Here is a 26,876-nt window from a genome sequence, read left to right as displayed (position 1 = left end):
ATCAAAAATGAAACTTAAAAATATATTAGTAGCAGGTACAATGGCTTTGTCATCATTAATGATGTCAACTTCCTGCTCAAACTTCCTCGATATTAACCCAACTGATGCTCAGACATCAGATACATTCTTCTCTACTTCGGTAGAAGCTAGACAAGCATTGAACGGTATTTATGAGAAATTACGTTCGGACTACAATGCTACAATTCCTAACAACAATGCATTACTAGAATTAACTTTAGGTGATGATGCCTATGTAGGTGGTGCTAGTTCTGGAACGGATATGCTTTGGTTACAACAAATGATGCGTTTCCAAGCATTAACTAACTCAGAAGCAGCACAACAATCTTGGAATAAGTGTTATGGTGCTATCCAAAGATCAAATACCTTATTGGCTAATTATGATCAGATTAACTTCAAATCAAATGAAGAAGATTTGAAAAATAATTATAAAGGTGAAGCTACTTATTTAAGAGGTCACTTCTATTTTGAGTTGGTAAGATATTTTGAAAATATCCCTCTAATTACTGAGCCACTTGTGGGCGATTCTTGGCAATCTGTAGAACAGGGTGAACCTTCAGTTGTATATGCTCAAATAGCAAAAGATATGCAAGATGCCATTGCTTTAATGGCTGAAGAAATTCCAGCTAACGAAGCAGGTCGCTTAACAAAATATGCTGCTATGTCAGAGCTTGTAAAAGTGTATTTGTTTTACACCGGTTTCTATGGTCAAACTGAGCTGCCCGTTGAAGGTGGTACAGCAATTACGAAGGCAGATGCTACTCAAATGGCAAAAGATGTAATTAACTCAGGTAGATTTACTTTGGCTACTAATTATGCAGATTTATTTAATGAGAATGGAAATTACAATCCTGAAGTAATTTTTGAAATTGCTTTTGCAAACACTGGCTCTGGTGATTGGGGTGATTATTCTTACGGTAACATTATGTGTCAAATGGCTGGTCCAAGAGCACACAACGGACCAACTTTTGCTCAAGGCTGGGGTTTCATTGCCCCATCTAGAGATTTAGAACAATCTTTTGAAGCTGGTGATGCTCGTTTAGGATCAACAATTAAATATGCCAAAGATCTTATTGATGAAGTTGGTAGTGTTCATGAGCCTCATTTCAACTACACTGGTATGCACTCTAACAAGTATACAACACATACATGGAATCAAGCAGAGGTAAATGTTGAATTAAACTGGGCACAAAATTACCACTATATACGTTTAGCAGATGTTTATTTAATGGCCGCTGAACTAATGGTAGATACTGATCCTGCAATGGCTACTCAATATGTTAATGTAGTGAGAAGAAGAGCAGGTCTTGCAGATATCAGTTTAGTATCACTTGCAGATATTCAGCAAGAAAGAAGAGTAGAATTAGCTTTTGAAGGACACAGATATTTTGATGTGTTAAGAAGAGGTTTAGATGCAGCGAAGACGGAGTTAGATGTTACAAATTATACATTAACACCTCCTACAGATACTGATGCACAATATATCAACGATCAAGGTCAAAACTTAACAGGTGATATCGCAGCAGATCCAACAGTTTTCGAAATTAATTTTGACAAAGCAAAAAGAGGGTTTTTACCAATTCCTCAAGTTGAAATTGATTTGCATCCATTGTTAAAACAAAACGCAGGTTACTAATCCAAAGAATTAATAATCATGAAAAAATATATTCATTCATTTTTAAGCTTTGTCATGGTTTTAGCCATGGCAAGCTGTTCAGAACAAAAGCCAGAAGTAGGGCCAACACCAACGGCAGATGACGTTACTTTTACTGTGACACCTACATCAGATAATCCGAATATTGTTGAATTTACCAACACCACCCCTGAATCTATTGCATTCTGGAAATTTAGTACAGGAGCATCTGATAAAGGAGAAAAAGTAACTGCTGAGTTTGCTGTAAAAGGGGAATATACTGCAGAACTGACAGTGATTAAATCTGGCGGACAAGCTACTTCTTCTAAAGTGATCACTATTGATCAAACAGATTTTACTTTATTAGATAGAGAAGACTATAACTTCCTTACTGGTGGAGGAGATTCTCTAGATGGTAAGAACTGGAAATTTGACAAGATGACTAGAGGTCATATGGGTATTGGACCTCCAGAGGGATCAACTCCAGAATGGTGGCAAGCAGATCCAATGTCAAAAGACGGTAGAGGTGCTTATGATGATTTAGTCAACTTTAATTTAAATGGTTTTAAGTTTGGGTTAACTAACAATGGCGATTCATATGCAAAGTCATATATGAATGATTGGTTTACATCGAGAGGTGGTACAATTGTAAAAGATGATGATGATAATACTTATGCTATCACTTTTGATGATCAATCGGATTGGAATTGGGCTATTTCTGAGAGAGATGGTAAATCTTACCTTTCTTTAAGCGGTGATGCTTTTATGTCATGGCACACAGGAGGAAACCAAGAATATGAAATCATCACATTAAATGAAGATGAATTGTATTTAAGAACAATTGGTGATGATGGTAATGCCTGGTATTATGGATTTATACGTGAAGGTTTTGAAAGGCCTGTTGTTCCTCCAGTAGAGAAACCATATGAAGCAAATGACATTTTTGATGATTTTGCAGGAAATAATAGCTTATCTTTTATTGCAGATGGTACTTTAGATTTTACTGCTGGTGTAGATAATTTCGATCAAATGGGCAACACTGCTGCTCAAATTGGTAGATATGTAAGAACTGAAGCAGGAGGAGATGACGGTTGGTTCCAAAACTATCAAGCAGAACTTCCTTTTAGAGTTGATTTATCATCAAGAAATATATTTAAAATGAAAGTGCTAATGCTATCATCTAATGACTTTACAACTGCTACTCCGGCTGCAGAAACGCCAGAGTGGCTAGGAGATGTAGCGATGACGCCAACAGTAGCATTAAGATTAGAAGATACTAAAATGGGAAGTAACGGATGGGAAACTCGTGCAGAAGTTTCTCAAACAATCACAACAGATCAAATGGGAACTTGGGTTGAATTAACTTTCGACTTCTCAGGAGTTAGTGATAGAACTGATTTTGATAAAATTATTATTCAAATTGGAGGCGAAGGTCATACAAGACCAGGTACATTCTATGTATCAGACTTCAGATTAGAACAATAAAATAATAATTCAAGGAAGTTGCTTAGGTAACTTCCTTGAAACACTAAATTACTAGATAAGACCAACGATGAAAAAGAACTGGATCAAAGGAGTTTTGGCTGCGGCATTATGCTCAGTAACTTTAGGGTTTAACTCGCCTAATATAACCCCATCACAAGAAGAAAATATTGATATTATCGTTAAATCAAACCTTTCGGTAGAGGAAAAGGTAGAACAAATTTTACAACAACTAACATTAGAAGAAAAGGTAGGACAAATGACTCAGATCACTTTGGATGTTATCACCAAAGGAGAGAATGTATTTGTTAGTGATGAGCCACTTTCTTTAGATAAAAAACTATTGGAAGAAGCCATCAAAAAATATAAAATTGGTTCTGTATTAAACACAGCGAATAACAGAGCCAGAACACCAGAAAAATGGAATGAGGTGATTTCTCAAATCCAAAAATTAGCCATGAAAGAAATTGGTGTTCCAGTACTTTATGGTGTAGATGCAATTCACGGTACTACATATACTGATGGAGCTACATTTTTCCCACAACAAATTGGTATGGCGGCTACTTGGAACACTGAGTTAAACCGCCAAGGTTGTGAAGTAACCGCTTACGAAACACGAGCTAGTTCAATACCATGGGATTTTTCACCAGTACTTGATATGGGTAGAAACCCATCATGGCCAAGAATATGGGAAACGTATGGAGAGGATGTTTACTTAACCTCTCAAATGGGTATTGCTGCTATTGATGGTTATGAAGGAACAAATAATGACCTATCAGATAATACAAAAGTTGCCGCTTGTATCAAGCACTTCTTAGGGTATGGTAGTGAGAAATCGGGAAAAGATAGAACACCTTCTTACCTTCCTGAAATTGAGTTAAGAGAGCACTATTTACCTTCTTACAAAGCCGCTATTGATGCTGGAGCTCATACGATTATGATCAACTCTGGTATTATCAATGGTACTCCTGTTCATGCTTCATACAAATTATTAACGGAGTTATTAAAAGAAGAATTAGGTTTCGAAGGTCTTGTGGTAACAGACTGGGCGGATATCGAAAATATTCATAATAGAGACAAAGTAGCTGATTCTCATAAAGAAGCGGTGAAGCAATCTATAAATGCAGGAATCGATATGTCAATGGTCCCTTACAATTTCAACTTCTGCGATCATTTGGTCGAATTAGTGAATGAAGGCGAGGTATCAATGGATCGTATTGATGATGCAGTAAGAAGAATCTTGAAAGTAAAAATGGAACTTGGGTTATTCGATACTCCAGCACCAAAAGTAAAAGATTATCCTAATTTTGGAAGCAAAGAACATGAGCAAATTGCTTATAATGCTGCATCGGAATCCATAACTTTACTTAAAAATGATAAAGAGATTCTTCCTTTGAAAAAAGGAACGAAAATACTTGTTACAGGTCCAAATGCTAATTCAATGCGTACATTGAATGGAGGTTGGACGTACTCTTGGCAAGGTGAAAAAGTGGAAGAATTTGCACAGGATTACAATACCATTTTTGAAGCAGTTCAAAACAATTTTGGTAAAGAAAATGTAAACCTTGTACATGGAGTGGAATACAACCACGAAGGACATTATTACGAGGAAAAAAACATCGATATACAGGCGGCTGTTAAAGCTGCAGCAAGTTCAGATGTGATTTTACTTTGTCTTGGTGAAAACACCTATACAGAAACGCCTGGTAACCTTCATGACTTATATATATCACAAAACCAAAGAAAATTAGCTGAGGCTTTAGCGGCTACAGGTAAGCCAGTTGTTTTGATCTTAAATGAAGGTAGACCTCGTTTAATCTCTCAATTTGAATCAGAAATGCAAGCGGTAGTTCATACGTATCTACCAGGTAATTTTGGTGGAGATGCTCTTTCTGATATTCTAATTGGTAAAGTGAATCCAAGTGGTAAATTACCTTACAGTTACCCTATGTATCCAAATTCATTAGGAACGTATGATCACAAACCATCTGAAGCATCAGAAAAAATGGAGGGGATGTATGATTATAATTCATCGTTACCATTCCAATACGCTTTTGGTTTTGGATTAAGTTACACCACTTTTGAGTATGCAGATCTGAAGGTGTCAAAACAAGATTTTGGTCCTGACGATAAAGTGACGGTATCTGTAGAAGTAAAAAATACAGGTAAAGTTGAAGGGAAAGAAGTAGTACAATTGTATACAAAAGACATGTATGCTTCAATTACTCCAGATAATAAAAGATTAAGAAGATTTGAAAAGGTCAATCTTAAACCGGGTGAAAGTAAAAAAGTAACTTTCACGTTGTCTGGTAGAGATTTAGCTTTTGTTGATGCTGACTTAAAATGGACAGTAGAAAAAGGAGAATTTAGATTCATGGTGGGTGATCAACAAGCCAATGTGAATGTAACTAATACAAAGAAATTTGATAAACAGTCTAACTAACAACTTTATTTGGACAAATAGTTATCATAGGGGACTCATACACTTGGGTTCCCTATCATTACATCTAATAACAATATGAAAAAATATTACTTTTTATTCTATTTACTATTGAATACATCTATCATTTTTGCCCAATCCGATTGTTATGAGTTGGTTTGGTCGGATGAATTTGATGTTAATGGTGCTCCAGATCCTAATAAATGGGGGTACGATATTGGTGGTGATGGTTGGGGAAACAACGAAGACCAATACTATACAGATAAACTAACTAATGCTCAAGTAATTGACGGTAAACTTGTCATTACTGCTAGAAAAGAAAATTATGGAGGGAAAGCATATACATCAGCTCGTTTGATTTCTAAAGGTAAAGGAGACTGGTTATATGGCAAAGTAGTCGTAAGAGCTAAATTACCATCAGGACAAGGCACGTGGCCTGCTATTTGGATGCTTCCTACAGATTGGGAATATGGTGGATGGCCAGCAAGTGGAGAAATTGACATCATGGAACATGTAGGTTACGATCCTAATGTGGTACACGGTACAGTGCACACAGAAGCTTACAATCACATGAATAATACACAGAGAGGAGAGAAGGTAACAATAGACGATGCCACCTCTGCTTATCATGATTATGTATTAGAATGGAATGAAGATGGATTACAAGTTGGGTATGATGACCAAATGTATTTTACCTTTCCAAAGAGAGGAACATACAAAGAATGGCCATTTGATAAACGTTTCCATTTACTTTTAAATATCGCTATTGGAGGGTTTTGGGGAGGCGCCGGAGGTCCTACAGATGATACTGCATTACCTGCAAAAATGGAGGTTGAATATGTGAGAGTTTACCAAAAAAAAGTGGGAGAAATATCATTAGATGGTGCATCAATAATTGAGAAAAACACAAAGTATACCTACCTCCTTAAAGGAATGGATGGAAATGTAACCTGGACTGTACCTGAAGGAATAACTATACTCAGTGGACAAGGTACATCTACTATAGAAGTTGAAATAGCAGAAAATGCAGAGACAGGTGAAATAAAAGCTGAAGTAGAGGGTAATTGTCAAACTTATCAAGCTACTAAGGAGGTGAAAGTTGTCGTGGGAAAGCCCCAAGGGGAAAGCATTAATTTCCCCGCAATCTTAGATGAAAATATCCAATGGTTTAAATCAGAGAATTTCTCTTCTCAATTTGAGATTAAAAAAGAGGGTGAAAATTCTGTATTGGTAAAATTTGATATAGAAGATCCATCTACGAACCCTTACATAGAATATCATTTTGATAACATCTATGATTTTACAGAACATAATAACTTTTCTATCAACATAAAAAATGCAGAAGGAAAAGAGCCTGATGCATTAAGGGTAGAATTATTAGATGGAAATGGAAATACCTTATCCAATGATTTTGTAAGATGGTATTCATCCAATTTAAATACAGATTGTAATCTTTGGAGGTATACGCATACATTTACTTCAGCTCCTTCACAAGTTGCTGGAATTAGAGTGTATGTTAATTATGGGATTTTTTCATCGGCTAAAGTAGGAGGATTAGTGATTGAAGACGTTGTCTTTTCGACTTCAGAAATGCAGGAAGAATCGATGACCAATAATGGAGATTGTGGTGGACTAGATACTATTATCACAAGTTTATCACCTGATAAAAAAGAAGTGAATATCTATCCTAATCCTATCTCAAATGGTCAAAAGTTAATAGTTGGGGAAGCTGTGGAACTACAGTTTTTCAATTTATTGGGAAGAAAAGTATTGGAAGGATATTCTACGAATGGAGAGTTTTTAATTAAAGACCTAGAAAGAGGTCATTATATATTAACATTAAAATCAGAAAATAATAGAGTGTATAAAAAGATACTGGTGGAATAGTTGCCCGCTTTCCTCGTTGAACTGATTTTATTTAGAGCTAACTTATCACCCGATAAGTTAGCTTTTTTATTGATGTGATATATTATTTAAACAACTGCTGTATTTTTTCTTCATTTTTCTGATGTATCTCCCCAAATATATCCTTTTCAAACTCATCAAATTGTGCTTTGTTTTTGGATGATTTGATCACTCCACCTTTCAAATAATGTATTTGATGGCATAACGAAGTCAATGTTTCCAATATGTGAGAGGTAATAATAATTGTTTTTCCTTTTGATGCTAACTGATCTAAAATCAAATGAATAACTCTTGAAGATTCTAAGTCTACTCCATTAAAGGGCTCATCGAGTATCAAAATGTCTTTATCTTGAAGTAGAACCCCCATCAGTGCTAACTTTTTCTTCATTCCTGTAGAGTAATCATCAATCATTTGATCTATTGATAACTGAAATAGAGTATTTAATTCCTCGATTCTAATCTTATCATCGCTGAATAATGAAAGGTAATCTCTTCCTGTGGTGTAACTATAGAAGTAATTTTCAGTACTTAAAAAGGCAATGTCTTTTTTTGAAATGTCTTTTTGATGATACAATACGTTTCCTTCTTCTAAAGGAAGTAATCCGAATATACCTTGAAGAAGGGTGCTTTTTCCTGCCCCGTTTAACCCCACTAAACCATGGATTTTTTCAATATCCAAAGTTAAGTCAAGACTATTAATTACTTTGTTTTTTTGATAACTGATGGAGATATTATGAAGCGAAATCATGTAAATAGAAGTCTAAATTTTGAATACTTTTTCTATAATATTGAATGCTCAAACCTAAAGTTACAGGTAAAAGGAATGGAATAAATAAACTGATTAAACCAAAACCACTCATCGTTTGATAAGTAGGAGAGGTGTTATTAGGAGTATAGAAAGCATATTTTGTAAGGAGAATATAAATATTCAGAAAACTCAATACAGATAAAATACCTATTAATAAGAACCACTCCTCGTAATGAAATATCAAAAACACTAAGGATAAAGGCATAGTGAGGTAGATAAATAATGTGACTTGTTTGGAAAGTTTCATCAGGATAAAATCTTTAGCCGACATTTCAAATGCAATGATGTAAGTAATAGGTTCCCCCTTTTCATGGAAGCTAAAACAAATCAACCATAGAACAAGTAAAATAACAGGAACAATACCGAGATAAATACTTCCTATGATACCAATAAAATACAATGGTACTATCAAATATAAGTTTTTACGAATACCTGCCTTCCATTCGAAATTTTCAGAGGATAATCGGTTGATATATTTATTTAAAATGGAGGATTTATCACTTTTAGGAAGCCATAGAAAAGGTAAAATGAATAAATATAAAGTATGTGCAAGGAAGTAATACCACTGATGAAAGATCAATAAGAGAAGGGTAAATGGCAGGCTAAAAAGGAAGTACTCCCCCATTAAATAGAACTTAGAATTAGGGACATGACTTTTTAAGAAAGTAAGGTCTGCTCTTTTAAGTTGAATCATCAATTCTAAAAAAACAAAACCTAGAGTTACCCATTGTACTGTTTCTTCTTTGGATATAAACTCAAAAAGAAGCCTATATCCCAATAAAAAACCGATAAGATAGAAGGGAATTCTAACCGCACCAAGCTCTTTTATAATACGATATAATTGTTTTAAACGTAGTTGAAAGAGGGAAATCCACATCATTTTTCTATTATTCTATACTGTTTTATAAAACCAAATGGAAAATAGGAGAAGATGAATTAATTTCTAATAGTTTAAAAATTAACAATCAAACTAAGGTATGAAATATTTATTCATTAATTTTTTAATCGTATCACTATTTTCTGTACAATTCACAATGGCAGTGGAGAAGACTAAGGTTATTTTTGATACTGACACCAATAACGAATTAGACGATCAAAATGCTTTAGCCTATTTATTACTGAATGAGGCCACTTTTGAGGTATTAGGTGTCACCATCAATGCAACTAGAAATGGAGGTGATGTAAGTGAGCATTACAAGGAGGCTGAAAGGATTGTCCAATTGTGTGATAAAAAGGGAACCAAATTATTGACAGGTGTAAATGGCGATTTTGAAACCATAAAACCGACATTAAAAGAAAAAAAACATGATGGCTATGAGGCGGTTGATTTTATCATTCAACAAGTAAAAAAGTACAAGAAAGAAGTAGTGGTTTTAGCTGTGGGTAAATTGACTAATGTAGCACTAGCCATAGAAAAAGACCCAAGTATAATCCCAGATTTAAATTTGGTGTGGTTAGGAACCAACTACCCTAACTTTAGAGAATATAATTTTGTAAACGATTATGCTGCGATGAATTACATTGCTAGAACAGATGCACATTTTGAAATAGTTCCTTGTCGTTATAACATGGATTCAGGATCTGCCCATGTAAAAGTATTCAAAGAAGAGGGGATTGTTGATAAAATGAAGGGTTTAGGTCCAACAGTAAATAAAGGTATTGAAGGTAGACATGGAGGAGAATTTACCAATTTAGGAGATTACTTAAGTAGCCTTTTTGAGCACATCAAATATTACTCAACACCTCCATCAAGATCCCTTTTTGACATGGTAGCAGTAGCTATTATTAAGAACCCTGATTGGGCAGTGAAAACTGAAGTGACTGCTTTTGTTTTTGAGAATGAAAGATGGAACACAATCAGTAAAGACCATAGAAAAGTAATTATGTGGGAGTTTTTTGATGAAAAGGCCATTCTAGATGACTTTTTTAAGACGCTTTCCACAGCAAAAGATAATTAAGGACTTTATTTTTTATAGCACAAAAAAATCCCGTAAGCCGAAACTTACGGGATTTTATATTTAAAAGTACTTCAGCTTAGCTTAATGTACGTTTTGTCTCTTTCATTTCGAAGACCTCAACAACGTCACCAACTTTAATGTCGTTGTAGTTTGCGATACTCATACCACATTCGTAACCGAATTTCACTTCGTTGACATCGTCTTTGAAACGTTTCAAGGCTCCAACATCACCACCGTCTTGACCACCGTAGATTACAACACCTTCACGGATTAAGCGGATTTTAGAGTTACGCTTGATGTAACCGTCTGTAACATAACAACCGGCAACAGTACCCACTTTAGAGATTTTGAATACTTCACGTACTTCAACGTTACCCACGATTTTCTCTTCCATATCTGGCTCAAGAAGACCTTCCATAGCCGCTTTAACATCGTCAATAGCGTTATAGATTACAGAGTAATGACGTACTTCAATACCTTCTTTCTCAGCAAGCTTTCTTGCATTTGGAGTAGGACGTACTTGGAAACCAATAATCATTGTTGGGTTCTCCTTATCGGCAGCCGCTAACAAGATATCTGATTCCGTTAAGGCACCTACACCTTTGTGGATAATTCTTACTTCTACTTCGTCGTTCGAAAGTTTCAGTAATGAATCTGATAATGCTTCAACTGAACCGTCCACGTCACCTTTGATGATCATGTTCAATTGTTGTAACTCACCTTGAGCTAGACGCTTGAATAGATCTAGGTTAGGACGTTGTGCAGCTCTTAAGCTTTGCTCACGAGCTAATTGCTCACGTTTGTTAGCAATCTCTCTAGCTTCACGTTCTGTATCTAGAACATTCAATTTATCACCTGCTTGAGGAGCACCTGATAAACCAAGAACTTGAACAGGAGTTGAAGGACCAGCCTCTTTGAGTCTGTTACCTCTATGGTCTAGCATTGCTTTCACTTTACCATAGTAACCACCTGCAAGCATTACATCACCTACACGCATAGTACCTGCCTGTACAAGTACAGTTGCAAGGTAACCACGTCCTTTATCTAATGATGCTTCAACGATAGTACCAACAGCATTTTTATTAGGATTGGCTTTCAATTCAAGAACTTCAGATTCAAGAAGTACACCTTCTAATAAATCATCGATACCTTGACCTGTTTTTGCCGAGATTTCAAATGCTTGGTATTTACCACCCCAATCTTCAACAAGGATATTCAATGCTGAAAGTTGAGTTTTAATATTTTCCACATTCGCATTTGGCTTATCTACCTTGTTAATTGCAATAACGATAGGTACTTCAGCTGATAATGCGTGGTTAATTGCTTCTTTTGTTTGAGGCATTACTTGATCATCGGCCGCAACTACAATAATTGCAACGTCAGTTACTTTTGCACCACGAGCACGCATCGCTGTAAAGGCTTCGTGACCTGGAGTATCCAAGAAGGCAATTTTTCTACCTGTCTTAGTTCTAACATCGTATGCACCGATGTGCTGAGTAATACCACCTGCTTCACCAGAGGCTACATTTGCATCACGGATGTAGTCAAGTAATGACGTTTTACCGTGGTCAACGTGACCCATGATTGTAACAATTGGAGCTCTTTCTAATAAATCTTCTGGAGTATCTTCTTTTTCTAAAGGAGCATCTACTTCTTCTTCAGCAGAGGCAAATTTAGGTTCGAAGTTAAATTCAGCACAGATTAGCTCAATTGTTTCTTTATCAAGACGCTGGTTGATCGACACGAACATACCACTGTTCATACATGTCATGATCACATCAGAAACACTCACTTCCATCATGTTTGCTAAGTCGTTTGTAGAAACGAACTCAGTAACTGTAATGATGTGTTGTTCTGCAGCCTCTTTTTGTAAACGTGCTTCGTTTTCCGCTTCACGTTTGTTTTTCTTAGCTTGTTTATGTTTACCACGCGTAGATTTGAAACCAGATTGGTTCATTTGCGCGTTGGCTCTCTTCATTCCTGATTGGATGTCTTTTTCAGATGGTTTACCCTTCTTCTTAGCTCCTCCTCTCTTGTTAGCGCCTGTTCTGCCTGATTGAGCATCAGCGTTACGGAATGTTTTTTCTTTGTTTTGACCGTTAGCACCTTGTCCACCTTGTTGGTTACGGTTGCCACCTTGTCCACCAGGTCCACGGTTACCACCTTGTCCACCTTGTTGGTTACGGTTACCACCTTGTCCACCAGGTCCACGGTTACCACCTTGACCACCTTGTTGGTTGCGGTTGCCACCTTGTCCACCAGGTCCACGGTTACCACCTTGTCCACCTTGTTGGTTACGGTTACCACCTTGACCACCTTGTTGGTTACGGTTACCACCTTGACCTCTGTTTCCACCTTGTTGGTTACGGTTGCCACCTTGTGCGTTTCCGGATTCAGAGTTCCCTACAGGTACTCTTTTCTTCTTACGTTGTTTCTTTTGTCCACCTTTATCATCAGAAGAAGCAACTGGACGTTGTTTTTTCTTACGACGGTTTTCAAAAGAAGATAAGTCTACTTTACCGACTACAGTAAGACCTTTCAATTCATCAGCTTTTGCGGCAATTGCTGATGGAGCTTCTGATGATGAAGGAGTCTCTTGAGGAGCCTCTTTCTTTGGAGCTTCAGAAGGAGCTGCTTGTTCTGTCTTAGCAGCTGGTTTCGTCGTTTGTTTCTTCACTTCTTTTGTAGGTTGCTCCTCTTTTGGTTTTACTGGAGCTTTTTCAGATGCTTCAGGCTTCTGCGGTGTGTTTTCCTTAGCAGTAGTTTTTGGTTCCTCAACCTTTTTCTCAGGTTTTGGTTCCTCTACTTTTTTCTTAGGAGCTTCCTTTTTAGGAGCTTCTTGCTTCGGTGTAGCTTTTTTAGCAGGAGCTTGAGGTTTTTTATTTTCTTCAGCGGGCTTTTTAGCCTCAGCTGCAGGTTTTTTCTTTTCTGCTGGTTTCTTAGTGTTTTCCAGATCTATTTTACCAACTACCTTAAGACTAGGTTTAGCACTGAATGTTTCAGGTGCCTTTTCTGGTTTTGGTGCTTCAACTTCTTTTTTAGGAGCAGGAGCCGTTGGTTTTTCGGCAGAAGAATTTTTGATAATCAGATGATCGTCATCTTGCTCAGCAGATTTTTTTCTGTTAGGTTTTTTAGATTCAATAACAGTATTCCCCACTTGAGACGAGATAGAGATTTGAGATGCCTCTTCTTTGTCTTGCATAGACTTTGCATTCATCTTTTTCAACAACTCGAATTGATCGGTTGTGATTTTAGCATTAGGAGAAGAGCCCACATCAATGTCTTTCTTCTTCAACTGCTCGATGAGTGTTTGGTGTCCAACGTTTAATTTTTTGGCCGCCTGATTAATTCTGATCATCTTTTGATCTGCCATATATTCTTTTTCGTAATACTTTGTTCGTAATATATTGCTGTCACAGCAATTAAAATAATTATAAGCAAAAAGCTTAAATGAAATGTTCGATGACGAACGCTTACATGAACACTTCTAAGATGCAAAGATATGAGTTACTTTTTAAATCTTAAATTTAATTGCTAATCATCTTTACCTTTTTGCACTTATTATAGGTATTCTTCCCTTTTTTCATCAGAAAATTAGGTTTATGCCTCGTTTTTTTTTTCAAAAAGTTGAAATCGAGACAAAATGAATGGAGACTATCATTAAAAATAATCTCCATTCATAAGAATTTTCCTTAGGAATATTCAATATTAGTATAAACTATTTGTTGATTGCAGCTAAAACTTCATCAACAGTTTCGTCTTCTAAATCTGTTCTTTCGATCACTTCTTCTCTTGAGATAGAAAGGATAGAATTAACAGTGTTTAATTTAGCCTTTTTGAATTCATCGATTACCCAATCTTCAATCACTGCGTTGAATGTAGAAAGATCTACATCTTCAGCAACAGAAGTTTCAGTTTCTTGGTATTCATCGATGTCATCAGAGTAATCTACTAGATCATCCATGTTGTCCTCATCAGCAGCGTTATTGTTGATTTGAGGACGACTAGAACCATTAGAAGATTTTTTGTCCTCTTCGAATTGACGTTTCATTACTTCCATGATGGCAATAATAGTCTCTTCTTCAAGATCAGTTCTTCTTTCTAACTCTTCTACTTTATGATCAAGTACAGCACCTGCAGTATCTAAACCAATACGTTTGAATTCTTGAAGCATCCAATCTTCAAACATATCGTTGAACTCCATTACATCGTAATCCATGTCCTCTTCTTGCTCTCCTTCCATTTCACGGAATACGTCAATTTCGTAACCTACTAGTTTAGAAGCCAATTTAATGTTTTGACCATTTTTACCAATAGCTAAAGAAACTTGATCTTGAGGCAATGTAACTTCTACTCTTTTCTCTTCATCATTAATATTGATGTGAGCAATATGAGCAGGAGATAAAGCACGACGGATCATTAAATCTAAATTCTCTGTGTAGTTAATTACATCGATATTCTCGTTTTGTAATTCACGTACAATAGAATGGATACGAGAACCTCTCATACCAACACAAGCACCTACAGGGTCAACTCTATCATCGAATGACTCTACAGAAACTTTTGCTCTTTCACCTGGTTCACGTACGATATTTTTAATAGCGATTAAGCCATCGAAAATTTCTGGAACTTCGTTTTCGAATAAAAGACGTAAGAAAAGAGGAGAAGTACGAGACAATACAATCTTAGGATTGTTGTTGTTCATTTCCACACGATCGATTACCGCACGGATATGATCGCCTTTTCTGTAACGGTCTTTAGGAATCATCTCGTTTCTAGGAAGAGACAATTCGTTGTTATCTTGGTCGATGATAATAAATTCACGGTGTAAAGTTTGGTATACTTCACCCATGATTAATTCACCAACTCTTTCTTTATATTGATCGAAAAGAACTTTCTTTTCTAAATCTTTTACTTTTTGAATTAAAGTCTGACGAGCAGTTTGTACCATTCTTCTTCCGAAGAAATCAATTTCTACTGCTTCAGCTACTTCTTCATCTACTTCAAAATCTTCCTCGATTTTCTTAGCGTCAGTCAAGTGAATTTGAGTTTGAGGATCGAAATCTTCAGCATCGTCGGCAACAATTTGACGGTAACGCCATATTTCTAAGTCACCAGCATCTACGTTGATAATAACGTCGAATGTGGCATCATCTCCATATTGTTTACGAATCATCGTCTTGAACACGTCCTCTAGGATTTTAATCATAGTTGGACGGTCAATCCCTTTCATTTTTGCAAATTCCTTAAACGATTCGATTAATTCTGAGCTGTTCATATCTGCAAGTGTTTTGTTTTAATATTTTTTTAAAGATTATTTGAAGGAAACTTCCACCTGTGTGGTTTTAATATCAGAGAATGGAATTTCCATTTCCTTAATCTCTACTTTCTTTTTTCCTTTTTCTTTGATTTCAGCATCGATAACGATAGCTTCTTCAGTCACTGATTTTAGTTGACCGACAAATTTAGTTTCGTTGCTTCTAGTGACCTTTACCTTACGATCAATATTTTTAATATATTGTCTGTGTTGTTCTAATGGCTCGCCAACACCGGCAGAGGTAACCTCAAAAGTATATTCATCTTTGATCAACTCTCTTTCGTCCAATTCTCTACCCACATTTCTTGATACCTCCGTCACTTGTTCGATAGATACACCTTTGTCACCGTCTAAGACGATCAAGACTTTTAAGCGTTTCATTCCTTTTGCTTCTATTTTAACAATAAAAACAGATTCGTCAGGAATATGTTGTTCAACGATTTCTTTAATTTTTTCGACTAAACCCATAGTTTTTTTTAAAATTTTATGTTTTCTAAAAAAACATGGTGGAAAAATCAGGTTTGTTGTACTTTAAAAGTGATGACTTAAATCTCTGATAATGAGTTGGTATCATTGACTCCTGCCATTAACTTCATTAAAAAAAGTAAACAAAAAAGGGAGACGATTTTCGCTCCCTTCTAGATGCTTTCCATGATGTTGTCACAAATATAAAGATAACATCGAAAAATGCAATGTTTTTTTCTGACTACTTTTTCAGAGTTAACACATAATTAGATAAAGCCTGTAAATCTTCTTGAGAAATAAGGTTCTTATCGTATTTAGGCATAAATCCTTTTCCTTCTCTAATTACTTTTTCAATTCCTTCTTGATTTAAAGAAGTTTCTGATAAACGAGCTGCTCCACTTCTTTGAGAATCACCACTTGGACCATGACAGTTTGTACAGTTTTTCTCGTAGATCGCTTGACCTTTTAATTCGATTTCTGTTAAGTCTCTAGTTGGTGCTGCTGTTTCTTCTGTTGCTCTAATTGTACCTTTCTTTACTCCAGCACGGTGCATTTCTGCAAAACCATAAGCCATAAATACGCAAAGTACGCCAGCTAACATCAAGAATTTATTTTGCTTCTTAGTAGCGACCACTGCCAATGGAATAGATATAGCGACAAAACCAAATTTGATCCATAAGGCATTAGAAAGGATAGAATCATACACAAAAATCATTGCTAAGCCTGTAGCCAAGAAAGTAAACGAAATAATCATTTCAGGTACTTTAATGATTTTACCAAACTTATTGAAAGTGTCTTTGTTGGCGAAAATCAAGATAAGTTTAATAACGTAGATCAATAGAAAAAGTGATACTACAATTCTGTGCGTCAAAAAAACGTGTGACATTATTATATTAAATTTGTATGTAAAGTTTAAAGTAAAATGGCGGTGTAAACCATTGCTCTAAATCAAAAAATCAATTATTCGACGCAATATGCATCAATAAATTTTAAAACACCATACCCAATAGATTGTTTTCTAATTCAGAGAAGATATTTCAACTAAATTGATGTTAGATAATATCCACCAATTCATGTCCTACTTCACTACCAATAGCAATACCCATTCCTCCCATCCGTATTCCTACAGCAATTCTATCACTTAGTTTTTCTATAATAGGTGCTTTTTTATCACCAAACCCCATAATACCAGACCATTGTTGTTCAATTGTAAAGTCTATATCAGGTAAGATCACTTCTTCTAATAACTTTTTGATAGGTTGAATGATTGAGTTGGTTGTTTCCATTGCAGTGGTAGTCTCTCCCTCATAATCTAAATGTCGACCACCTCCAATTAATATTCTATTATCAATGTTCCTAAAATAATAATAACCTCTGTCGTAATGGAAGGTTCCTTCTATAGGTAGGTTTTCGATCGGAGAAGTAATGACTACTTGACCTCTTCCTGGTTTTACCTCATAGTCTGGTAATAGATCAGAAGCAAAGCCATTGACACAAACAGCCACTTGTTCAGCTTTAAATTTTATCCTTTGATGTGTGATAACATCAACATGATGATTACTTTCTTCTAGCTGTTCTACTTTTACCCCGGTTAATATTTCAATACCGTTACTTCTAGCTTTCTGAAGAAGCGTACTCATCATTTTTCCAGTATGAATTTGTCCTTCTAATGGGTTATAAAGTAGCTCTTCTACTGAGGAGGAATCAAAGCCAAATCGTTTAATTTTGAATGTCCTATCATAAAATACTTTTTGATGAAAGATAGGATGAAGCATTTCATTTATGGAGTCGATCTTACTTAAATAATGAAGTTGATCTTTTTGAATTAATTCATATCCACCATAGGGGGAATAATCCATATTTTTATCTCCAATTCTATTTCTAAGTCTCTGTAATCCGTTTACTCTTTTCTGAACAGTTTGTAGAATAAATTCATAAGAGTAGTTATTGAGGTCATCACAAATTTCTGTTAGACTCCCAAAACAGGCGAAACCAGCATTTTTTGTACTGGCACCAGAGGGTAGAATTCCCTTTTCTAAAATCAGAACTCTCTTATTAGGATGTTTTTCTTTGTATTCAAGGGCAGTGCTTAATCCTACTATGCCACTACCGATAATTATAAGATGATAGTTTAGAAAACTTTCTTTTTCCCAATAGCTAATCATGTGTTTGTTGGTACAGGGCTTGTTTATAAAAAAATAAGATGACTCAATCTGTTGTATTTTGAATTCCAATAAAACATAAATACATCTTAAATAAACAAATTAAAGACTTCTATAGAAGTTTGCAAGAGAGTTAGCAGGTAGAAGAGATAATCGTGGAAGACATCATGATTTAGATAAGTTTGTATTAAACTTATTCAATTCTTAAATCGAAAAAGAATATTATAGAGATATAGAAAAAAATTAAACAATCTGCAGACACTTTGAAATATGAATAAAATAAGGTTGGATATACCAGATAGATATGAAAGAGACTTTTGGATATATGAAAATGATACGATTAAGTACGACAATTAAATTAATCTTCTTTTTGATGTCAATTAATACTTTTGGACAACAAAAAATAAGAATCATAGATGCTTCTTTTGACAGTGGATATTTTCCAAAGGAATATATAATTACGGAAAATTCTATCTCAAAGAACCAATACATTAGAACTGAAAAAATATCAGAGGTTTCAATATCAAAACCAGATACAATAAATATTAATACTATTTACTCTGAACTTCTTTCCATTAAAAAAGATACTATTTACTTTGATCTTGGATTTCCTAAAGGTGGATTTGAATTCATTGAATTTATTGTAGAAAATGATGGACATGTGATCTCTAAATTTAAGCTTATACCCGCAGGATATGATAGTTTGGTGTCAAATGAAAACCTAACTGATAGTGCATTTGAAATTTATTACGAAATCAGAAATTTATTTTGAAAAAGAATTATTTGAGATAGGGAAGTATATTCTTCAAAATCATAGTTCTTAACTACATAATGTAAATAATTCTCCAACCTCAATTAAAAAAATGAAATACTTAATCACCACTTTAATACTTCTTTTTCAAATTAATATTTATGGACAGATAAATGACAGTATAAACATATATCTACCCCCAGAACATATTGAGGAAATCTCAACTAAACTTCCTAAAAATGGTATTTTAAATATTAAAAGTGATAAATCTGAAATAATAAGAATATACCTTAAAATAAATGCTAGATTAAATCGTGAATTAGAATTACAAGAGTATTTTTTTGAAGAAATTGCATTTATTTCAGAACAAAGAAAGAGAACAATAATAAGCGTTTCTTCAGAGAAAAATGATAAGGTATATTGGTTTACTTTACCTTATTTAATTTATAAAAACAAAAATGAAATTGAGTCATATATTTACTCTTTTACATTTGTGCCTAATATTAAAAACCTTAAGTACAAAGACAATAATCAAATAAATTTTGTAGCTGTAATCAACGTTTTAAAATTTTTAATTACTCTTGATGAAATTGAATCAGAAATTTTTCAATACCTAATAAAAGTAAGAGAAATCTCATCTAATGAGATCAATAGAAATAGCTTATTTATAGTTAATAGCTTAGATACTACATATCAGAATATTGTAAAGTCTGAACAAAAAGAATTGGGAAGCGGGATTTATAGATTTGGGATATTAGGCCCTCACTTTCATTCTTATTTACTTTTTATTGATATTGAAAATGAAATTTCAATGCATAATTTAACTTCCATTAAAACCATTGAAGAAACTGTAGCCTTTTTCAACAGTAATCCCAATTTATTTTCATTTGAGGAACAATTATATATACTTAAATCAGTAGTTCAAATAATTGATAATCGAAGGTTAGATGACTTAAGAGAGGAAGAATATGAAAAGGAGATGTATAATCTTGACTTGGGAGATGAGAAAGATTAATATTATTATATCACCCCTCATATTATCAATATCATTAAAGCTATTTTTTTATACCTACTAGCCAAAACAGAACTTACTAATTATATACTCCAACACTTTATCTATAGTTACCTCACCACTAATTTATCCAAGGTGATGCAATGAAGATCGAATATCAATCGCAAGAAAACCACCTGTCATTTCCATGTCAATACTATTAATCACATCATCCAATGCTTTCATAGTTTCCTGAATGTTTGATAATTTCTAGCGTTGGTCATCTTATAATTATGTAATGAATAATCCTATTTTATTATTGATTCTGATGGGAGAGATGTTCAACTAGTTAATATGCCTGCTTTTAATGCTATCATCAATGGATTAAGATGCTCAATAGGTAAGATTTAAAAATGAAGTAATTAATAAAGAATCACAGGGTTATCCATAAAAAAAGGTGATTCAATATTTTGTGTTTTTGAATTGATAAACATTAATGTATTTCTTGGTTAATTATTTTTGAAGCCATGTTTGTTGGTATTATATGTATTGATGTATTTACTTAGTAGTAATAAACAGGTGTTTATGGAAATTTGTAGTTGCTAAATAATAGATTTTTATGCCAACTGAAATTATAAAAAAGGGAAAAGGAGTAAAATTAAGTGCAGAGGATAATCAAATTCTATCTAAGGTTAAAGTAGGTCTTGGATGGGAAGTGAGGAAAGGTGGTCAGTTAGACTTAGATGCTTCTGTATTTATGTTGGGTGAAGACGGGAAGTTGCCTTCTGATGAATACTTTGTTTTTTACAATAACCTGACCTCTCCTGATGGTATGGTCAAACATAAAGGTGATAATAGAACTGGAGATGCTGAAGGTGATGATGAAGAAATCTTGATTAATCTACCATATATCTCTCCTGTGGTAAAAGAACTTCGTTTTATTGTAAGTATATATGATGCAAAAGCTCGAAGACATAACTTCGGGCAGTTGGAAGAGGCATACATTCGTGTAGTTAATTTATCGAACAGTCAAGAAATTTTACATTACGATTTGGATGCAGACTTTAGTGATGATACAGAAGTAGAGTTTGCTCGTTTAGTAAGAGAGGCAACAGGGTGGAAGTTTTTACCAACGGAAAGGGGGACGAAAATTGGTCTACAGGGTTATGTAGATAAATTTATTCCCGAATTATAATCAAATGATTATTTATCACGATGTGCTTTAGTACTAAATCGAACTATACATAAGTTAAAGCACTTGGGCAATTACATTTTTTTTTACATCTTCACTTAAATAGCCAAAATAGGCATTTACAAGAAAGTTTAAACACATACACATATATGAAAGTAGGAATTATAAAGGAGGGTAAAATACCTGAAGACAAAAGAGTAGCACTTACTCCCGCACAATGTGAGGAAGTATTAGAGCAATATCCTAATGTTGAAATTTATGTTCAAAAGAGTCCAATTAGATGTTATACAGATGCAGAATATGAAGAAGTTGGTATTGCTGTAGTAGACGATGTCTCTGATTGTGATATCCTTTTGGGAATAAAGGAGGTGCCAATTCCTGAGTTAGTTCCAGATAAAAAGTACTTTTTCTTCTCTCATACCATAAAAAAGCAACCTTATAATAGGGAGTTATTAAGAGCAATATTAAAAAACAATATTGACATTATGGATTACGAGGTGCTAACTAGAGAAGATGGTTCTAGAGTAATTGCCTTTGGTCGTTTTGCAGGATTAGTGGGGGCGTATAATGGGTTATTAGCCTATGGTAAAAGAATGGGTACCTATGATCTTAAACCTGCTCATTTATGTCATGATTTAAATGAGATGTGGATTGAGTGCAAAAAGGTAAAATTGCCAAATGATTATAAAATTGCAATTACAGGATCTGGTAGAGTATCTAATGGTGCTGTTGAGACTCTCTTAGCGGCTGGGTTAAAGAAAGTGAGTAAGCAAGATTTTATAGATAACTCATTTGAAAAGCCTGTATTTGTACAGTTAAGATCGAAAGATTATCATGAACATAAAGAAGGTAAGCCATTTGTGCTCAAAGAGTTTTTTGATGCTCCTTCTGATTACAATTCCACTTTTAGTGAGTTAAATAACATTGCGGATATGTTGGTGGCCGGAGCATTTTGGCATCCTGCATCTCCAGTATTATTCACAAAAGAGGATATGAATAAGAGCGATTTTAAAATTAAAGTGATTGCTGATATTACTTGTGATATTGAAGGTTCTATTCCATCAACAAAACAACCATCTACGATTGCAGATCCTTTATATGATTATAATCCAACAACAGGTGAAGTAGAGGATGCGTTATCAAGTAAAGAAAATATAACAGTGATGGCTGTTGATAATCTACCGAATGAACTTCCAAGAGATGCTTCAGAAGCATTCGGAAGACAAATGATTGATAATGTATTAGAAGATCTGTTTGTAAAAGATAAAGGTGTGATTGAAAGAGCAACCATCACTCATGGTAAAGCTTTAACACCTAAGTTTAAATACTTACAAGATTATGTTGATGGTAATAACTAATCAATATTTGTTATAAAATTTAAGGGTAATTACGTAAAGTGATTACTCTTTTTTTATGTGAAATAAGGGTATTTACATATTTTTTATACTAATAATGTAATATTTTAATCATTTCTTTGCTTTTTTAATATTGTTGTACGTATAATTGCGTAACAAAATTTTCGTGTGCATCTCGATCTTATTTTTCACCTTATACAACTAACATTATTACTTTATGTTAAGATTAAAACTCTTATGCATTGGCCTTACTATGCCTATTTTTTTATGGGCCAATGACACAATTTACGATACAAGCGAACAGTCATTTAATATAGACAGCCTTTGGGTGCTATTATGTGCGATTCTTGTTTTTCTTATGCAAGCTGGTTTTAAAACTTTAGAAACAGGACTTGTTAAATCCGAGCATAGAACCGGAGTAGGAGCAAAAAACTTGATGGATATGGTAGCAGGTATGTTAGGCTTTTTTCTGCTAGGTTATGGATTCATGTTTGGAGATTCACTTTATGGTATCATCGGATTTAATACCGATCTGTTTGCAGGTGGTGATCTAACAAAATCAGGAATAGGGATTCCTGGAATCGTCTTTTTCCTTTTTCAGGTGGCTTTTGCAGGTACTGCTTTAACCATCGTCTCTGGAGCCATGTCAGGAAGAACAGGTTTATTACCTTATTTAATAGGATCTTTAATTACAGCTATTATTATTTACCCGGTATTTGGTCATTGGGCCTGGGGAAATATTTTAGATCCAACCAATCATGCTTGGTTGGCTGAAATCGGATTTATGGATTTTGCAGGATCTACAGTAGTACACACATTAGGAGCAACTGTAGGCTTAGTAGGAATTATTCTTGTCGGACCAAGACTAGGTCGATTTGATATGAATGGTAAAATCTTACCTATAAAAGCATCAGATTATTCTTATTCAATACTTGGAGTAATTTTACTTTGGGTAGGTTGGTGGGGCTTCAATGGAGGTAGCACTTTAACCTTTGGCAACGATGTATATACAATCATATTGAATACAAATGTGGCAGGTGCTGCTTCTTGTTTTTCAGCGTTTATTTTCTGTTATTTTTTCCAAGATCGTACTGAATTAATTGAGAAAATGGCAGGAGGTGCTTTGACAGGGTTGGTGGCAATTACAGCTTGTTGTAATGTTGTATCTCCCTCAAGTGCATTAATTATTGGACTTTTAGCTGGAATTATTCATAATTTATCATTTGATCTAATATTGAAAGTATTGAAATTCGATGATCCTGTTGGTGCTATCCCAGTACATGGGTTTGGTGGTATTTTCGGTACATTATGCGTGGCTTTGTTCGGTAAAGAGGAGTTGTTGATGTTACCACGTTGGGAACAACTTTTAGTACAAGCTATTGGAGTGGAAGTTTGTATTGCTTTTACAGTATTAGTTTCTTTTATCATGTTCAAAACTATTAAATCCTTATATGGTTTAAGAGTATCTCCGGAACAAGAATTAGGAGGAATGATGGCAGGACGAAAAATGCCAAAGGACTTTTATGAAAAAGAAGGAGAGAAGAAAATACAATATGCTTCTATAAAGGTCTCAGGAAAAGGATACAATCTAATTAACATTAAAAATTTTATTGATCTAAGTAAATCATATCGAGATGGTTTAATTCAAAATGAGAGAGTAGCTTTTATTGATGCAGGAGGAGAAAAAGTAAATATAGAAGAATCATTAAGGCAATTAAGTGTTCTAAAAGAGAGTTCTCTAAAAAATGAACCACTCATGCATGCATGATATAGAATATTAAAATTATTTATATAAACATCCTATTTTATATAATTATTAAGAGGTGGCTCAAAGCTTGAGTACACCTCTTTTTTTATTATTGATTCTTATAAAAAGGAGATGAATTTTAAAGAAAAAAGTAGTGTGTGAAATCATAAAGAAACTCAAATCCCAAAAATAATGTTCTGATTATAAAACCAAAGTGTAAAAAATACGTTTATTTATCTATCAAAACTTAAATATGAAAATTGGTTTGCGTATATTTATACTATACTTGATAAGTAGGAATGCATAACAATCTATTTATCCATATTTAGTTTACACACTTACACACATATATAACACATATAAAATGAGCCAAGTATCCACAGAGTTATTTTCGACTACTCGGCTTGACTTTAAATGGGGCCTGAAATTAAAAAGAGGTTCAGTACATGCAGCTACTTTTGCATTTAAAGTCTTATCACATAACATAAAAGAGAGCCGTGATCGTTCTGAAAAAATTAACAGAGAATTATTATCTAATAGTAAGTTTAGAGAGTCTTTTGGTATAGAAGAAGTCAATCATAATGATTTGGTGGTTTATTCTTCTATAGTGAGTGCTCAACCGTCTGAATTAGATAGAAAAATGAAACAATTTCAACGTTGGGTGAAGCAAGCTCAACTTGATACAAAACAAAAAATAGAAAAATTTTCACCCACTTTTTAGTGGGTTTTTTTATGAAAAAGAATTCCGTTCCTAAATAATAAAACCTTTAAAGATATTTTGATCTAGCGATGAAAGCTCATTATCCTTATAAAAACGATGATGAGCTTTTGTTTTTTATTTATGATTCATCTAATTATAACACAATTATTATGGAGGGATACATTTTATTCATGAATAATAATGACATTTGAACTATACAAACAAACATTTTTCGATTGAAATGAAATTATTTAAGACCTGTTTTTTAGTAGCGTTATTATGTTTATTCTTCTCTTGTAAAAGTGAAGAGCAAACAAAAACAATGGATAAACCTAATATCGTTTGGGTAATGTTGGAAGATATTAGTAATGACTTTGAATGTTACGGTATGCCAGCAGTAAAAACACCTACTTTTAATGCATTAGCTGAAGAAGGAACGTTATATTACAATTGTTATGGAACAGCCTCTATCTGTTCTACTAACCGTTCTGCCATGATGGTTGGAGCCCACCAAAGATTAACTAATACACAACATCATAGAAGTAATAGAGATGAACCTCTATCGGCACCTTTTCAACCCTTCACTTATTTATTAAAACAAGAAGGATACACCAACATTTTAGGTCATAAAAATGTGATGAAAAAGGGGCGTAAAATTGATGTAAACTTCAAACACAAACCTATTGGTAATTGGGAAAAAGATTATGGACTTTTTGATAAGTTTGATGAATTCACAGCAGATGATCAGCCATTTTTTGCTCAGATTCAGTTGGCTGTAACACATAGAGGTGATTGGTGGTCTGATGTAAGAGAGCAATCAAAACATCCGGTTAACCCAGCAGATGTACAACTTCCACCAGAATATGCAGATCATCCTGCTATTCGTTTGGATTGGGCCAAGTATTTAGATCAAATCGAATACGCCGATAATGAAATGAAAATGCTGATTGAAGAATTAAAAGCAAAAGGTATATATGATAATACCATCATTATTGTTATTGGAGATAATGGACGTTGTAATATCAAAGGTAAAGGTTATTTATTCGATCCAGGATCGAGAATTCCTCTAATTGTAAAATGGCCAAAAGGATATGAACATGATAAAGAATCACAGCAAATAATTGCAAGTACAGATATTACGGCTACCATTTTAGATATTGCAGGAGTCGAGCTTCCTGATTATTTAACAGGCCAATCATTTATTGACGAGCACTTCGATCGTAAAAATGTCTATTCTTTTAGAGGTTTGTGGGATGAAATTCCAGAGCAAGTTAGTTCTATCACAGGAGATCGTTTTCGATATATTAGAAATGATAAACCAGAGATACCTTATGATGCACATCAAGGTTATTTGGAATGGTATAGACCTGCAGTTCATGTGATGCGTACTTTAGAAAAGGAAGGAAAATTAAACGATATACAACAACGTTGGTTTGCTTCTTCTAAACCTGTAGAAGAGTTGTACGATTTTATAAATGATCCTAATGAAACACAAAACTTGGTGAATAACCCTGAGTATAAGAATGTGTTACTTAAAATGAGAGAAGAAGCGTTAGAGATGGATAAGAAAATGACACCCGTTTCTAATGTTTATAATCCAAAACCTGTACCGGGATTGGCGGCAGTGAACTTCGTGAAAGAACATTATCCGGAAGACTATCAAAGAATGGTGGATGGAGAAGAAATTGGACATAAGAAGTTTTCAAAATTATACAAAAGACACTTAGCTAAAGAAAAAAAAACAATCAGTGAAATCAAAATAGACAGTAGTATATAGTTAGAATTAAGATGTGTGACCACTTATTTAATAAAAACACCTCTATAAAGAGGTGTTTTTTTTCGCTTAATATTTGATGCACTTTTAAGTCAATAATCGAAAACAACATATTATGATACCTATTGGTGATAAATTGACGAATAGGCACATTTTTTAGATGTAAATGGACACCATT

Annotated in this window: 18 protein-coding genes and 1 pseudogene; 12 read left to right on the top strand and 7 right to left on the bottom strand. The window is 34.3% G+C overall.

From position 1 onward, the window contains the following. Positions 1–7 precede the first annotated feature (7 nt). The 4 genes from NH26_RS07450 (at position 8) to NH26_RS07435 (ending at position 7,460) form a co-directional block, all read left to right on the top strand. Positions 8–1,654, top strand: a complete 1,647-nt coding sequence (locus NH26_RS07450; RefSeq protein ID WP_044218402.1) for a RagB/SusD family nutrient uptake outer membrane protein — start codon at positions 8–10, stop codon at positions 1,652–1,654. A gap of 18 nt (positions 1,655–1,672) precedes the next feature. Further along, the gene (locus tag NH26_RS07445; RefSeq protein WP_052431778.1) at positions 1,673–3,136 is read left to right on the top strand and encodes a hypothetical protein; all 1,464 of its coding nucleotides are present in this window, start codon (positions 1,673–1,675) and stop codon (positions 3,134–3,136) included. Between the two features lie 67 nt (positions 3,137–3,203). Next, on the top strand, positions 3,204–5,576 hold the full coding sequence (locus NH26_RS07440; protein WP_084812090.1) for a glycoside hydrolase family 3 N-terminal domain-containing protein: 2,373 nt from the start codon (positions 3,204–3,206) through the stop codon (positions 5,574–5,576). A 75-nt stretch (positions 5,577–5,651) separates the two neighbouring features. Then, complete coding sequence (locus NH26_RS07435) at positions 5,652–7,460, top strand: family 16 glycosylhydrolase (protein WP_071397111.1); 1,809 nt, start codon at positions 5,652–5,654, stop codon at positions 7,458–7,460. An 82-nt stretch (positions 7,461–7,542) separates the two neighbouring features. Here NH26_RS07435 and NH26_RS07430 read toward each other — a convergent pair whose 3' ends face one another. Beyond that, positions 7,543–8,226, bottom strand: a complete 684-nt coding sequence (locus tag NH26_RS07430) for an ATP-binding cassette domain-containing protein (protein WP_044218408.1) — start codon at positions 8,224–8,226, stop codon at positions 7,543–7,545. Next, on the bottom strand, positions 8,210–9,166 hold the full coding sequence (locus NH26_RS07425) for a hypothetical protein (RefSeq protein WP_139262930.1): 957 nt from the start codon (positions 9,164–9,166) through the stop codon (positions 8,210–8,212). Before NH26_RS07425 ends, NH26_RS07430 begins: the two co-directional genes overlap by 17 nt. Positions 9,167–9,263: 97 nt before the next feature. On the opposite strand from NH26_RS07425, the gene NH26_RS07420 reads away from it, so the two are divergent. Then, entirely contained in the window at positions 9,264–10,244 is a 981-nt protein-coding gene (locus NH26_RS07420; RefSeq protein WP_044218412.1) for a nucleoside hydrolase, read from the top strand. A 76-nt stretch (positions 10,245–10,320) separates the two neighbouring features. Here NH26_RS07420 and infB read toward each other — a convergent pair whose 3' ends face one another. From infB to NH26_RS07395, 5 genes and pseudogenes are all read right to left on the bottom strand, one after another. Then, positions 10,321–13,617: a translation initiation factor IF-2 gene (gene infB, locus NH26_RS07415; RefSeq protein WP_071397110.1), complete on the bottom strand. Its 3,297-nt coding sequence runs from the start codon at positions 13,615–13,617 to the stop codon at positions 10,321–10,323. A gap of 660 nt (positions 13,618–14,277) precedes the next feature. Next, positions 14,278–15,522 (bottom strand): annotated as a pseudogene (gene nusA / locus NH26_RS07410) (transcription termination factor NusA); the annotation flags it as partial. Positions 15,523–15,558: 36 nt separating this feature from the next. After that, complete coding sequence (locus tag NH26_RS07405; protein ID WP_044218415.1) at positions 15,559–16,029, bottom strand: ribosome maturation factor RimP; 471 nt, start codon at positions 16,027–16,029, stop codon at positions 15,559–15,561. Positions 16,030–16,267: 238 nt separating this feature from the next. Beyond that, a complete protein-coding gene (locus NH26_RS07400; protein WP_084812089.1) occupies positions 16,268–16,912 on the bottom strand; it encodes a c-type cytochrome in 645 nt (214 codons plus the stop codon). 166 nt (positions 16,913–17,078) lie between these two features. Further along, a complete protein-coding gene (locus NH26_RS07395) occupies positions 17,079–18,191 on the bottom strand; it encodes an NAD(P)/FAD-dependent oxidoreductase (RefSeq protein WP_044218420.1) in 1,113 nt (370 codons plus the stop codon). 301 nt (positions 18,192–18,492) lie between these two features. On the opposite strand from NH26_RS07395, the gene NH26_RS07390 reads away from it, so the two are divergent. The 7 genes from NH26_RS07390 (at position 18,493) to NH26_RS07360 (ending at position 26,701) form a co-directional block, all read left to right on the top strand. Continuing rightward, positions 18,493–18,960: a hypothetical protein gene (locus tag NH26_RS07390; protein WP_139262928.1), complete on the top strand. Its 468-nt coding sequence runs from the start codon at positions 18,493–18,495 to the stop codon at positions 18,958–18,960. A gap of 91 nt (positions 18,961–19,051) precedes the next feature. After that, positions 19,052–19,954: a hypothetical protein gene (locus NH26_RS07385; protein WP_044218425.1), complete on the top strand. Its 903-nt coding sequence runs from the start codon at positions 19,052–19,054 to the stop codon at positions 19,952–19,954. Positions 19,955–20,549: 595 nt separating this feature from the next. Further along, entirely contained in the window at positions 20,550–21,125 is a 576-nt protein-coding gene (locus NH26_RS07380; RefSeq protein WP_044218427.1) for a TerD family protein, read from the top strand. Between the two features lie 146 nt (positions 21,126–21,271). Continuing rightward, entirely contained in the window at positions 21,272–22,480 is a 1,209-nt protein-coding gene (locus NH26_RS07375) for an NAD(P)-dependent oxidoreductase (protein WP_044218428.1), read from the top strand. A gap of 214 nt (positions 22,481–22,694) precedes the next feature. Then, positions 22,695–24,245 (top strand): ammonium transporter, encoded by a 1,551-nt coding sequence (locus NH26_RS07370; RefSeq protein ID WP_084812088.1) that lies wholly within the window; start codon positions 22,695–22,697, stop codon positions 24,243–24,245. A gap of 343 nt (positions 24,246–24,588) precedes the next feature. Beyond that, positions 24,589–24,945, top strand: a complete 357-nt coding sequence (locus tag NH26_RS07365; RefSeq protein ID WP_044218429.1) for a hypothetical protein — start codon at positions 24,589–24,591, stop codon at positions 24,943–24,945. A 220-nt stretch (positions 24,946–25,165) separates the two neighbouring features. Continuing rightward, positions 25,166–26,701, top strand: coding sequence for a sulfatase family protein (locus NH26_RS07360; protein ID WP_199880232.1), 1,536 nt, complete (start codon positions 25,166–25,168; stop codon positions 26,699–26,701). Positions 26,702–26,876: the final 175 nt, after the last annotated feature.

It is taken from the genome of Flammeovirga pacifica (assembly GCF_000807855.2).
GTDB lineage: Bacteria > Bacteroidota > Bacteroidia > Cytophagales > Flammeovirgaceae > Flammeovirga > Flammeovirga pacifica.
Note: the sequence above shows the minus strand (reverse complement) of the source record. Positions and strands in the feature narration are given on the sequence as shown.

Bases quoted from the DNA above. Each gene is read 5' to 3' on its own strand.
- NH26_RS07395 (WP_044218420.1), bottom strand. From the start codon at position 18,191: ATGATTAGCTATTGGGAAAAAGAAAGTTTTCTAAACTATCATCTTATA.
- NH26_RS07440 (WP_084812090.1), top strand. From the start codon at position 3,204: ATGAAAAAGAACTGGATCAAAGGAGTTTTGGCTGCGGCATTATGCTCA.
- NH26_RS07370 (WP_084812088.1), top strand. From the start codon at position 22,695: ATGTTAAGATTAAAACTCTTATGCATTGGCCTTACTATGCCTATTTTT.
- NH26_RS07420 (WP_044218412.1), top strand. From the start codon at position 9,264: ATGAAATATTTATTCATTAATTTTTTAATCGTATCACTATTTTCTGTA.
- NH26_RS07450 (WP_044218402.1), top strand. From the start codon at position 8: ATGAAACTTAAAAATATATTAGTAGCAGGTACAATGGCTTTGTCATCA.
- NH26_RS07445 (WP_052431778.1), top strand. From the start codon at position 1,673: ATGAAAAAATATATTCATTCATTTTTAAGCTTTGTCATGGTTTTAGCC.
- NH26_RS07365 (WP_044218429.1), top strand. From the start codon at position 24,589: ATGAGCCAAGTATCCACAGAGTTATTTTCGACTACTCGGCTTGACTTT.
- NH26_RS07390 (WP_139262928.1), top strand. From the start codon at position 18,493: ATGAAAGAGACTTTTGGATATATGAAAATGATACGATTAAGTACGACA.
- NH26_RS07375 (WP_044218428.1), top strand. From the start codon at position 21,272: ATGAAAGTAGGAATTATAAAGGAGGGTAAAATACCTGAAGACAAAAGA.
- NH26_RS07380 (WP_044218427.1), top strand. From the start codon at position 20,550: ATGCCAACTGAAATTATAAAAAAGGGAAAAGGAGTAAAATTAAGTGCA.
- NH26_RS07400 (WP_084812089.1), bottom strand. From the start codon at position 16,912: ATGTCACACGTTTTTTTGACGCACAGAATTGTAGTATCACTTTTTCTA.
- NH26_RS07435 (WP_071397111.1), top strand. From the start codon at position 5,652: ATGAAAAAATATTACTTTTTATTCTATTTACTATTGAATACATCTATC.
- NH26_RS07405 (WP_044218415.1), bottom strand. From the start codon at position 16,029: ATGGGTTTAGTCGAAAAAATTAAAGAAATCGTTGAACAACATATTCCT.
- NH26_RS07430 (WP_044218408.1), bottom strand. From the start codon at position 8,226: ATGATTTCGCTTCATAATATCTCCATCAGTTATCAAAAAAACAAAGTA.
- NH26_RS07360 (WP_199880232.1), top strand. From the start codon at position 25,166: ATGAAATTATTTAAGACCTGTTTTTTAGTAGCGTTATTATGTTTATTC.
- NH26_RS07425 (WP_139262930.1), bottom strand. From the start codon at position 9,166: ATGATGTGGATTTCCCTCTTTCAACTACGTTTAAAACAATTATATCGT.
- infB (WP_071397110.1), bottom strand. From the start codon at position 13,617: ATGGCAGATCAAAAGATGATCAGAATTAATCAGGCGGCCAAAAAATTA.
- NH26_RS07385 (WP_044218425.1), top strand. From the start codon at position 19,052: ATGAAATACTTAATCACCACTTTAATACTTCTTTTTCAAATTAATATT.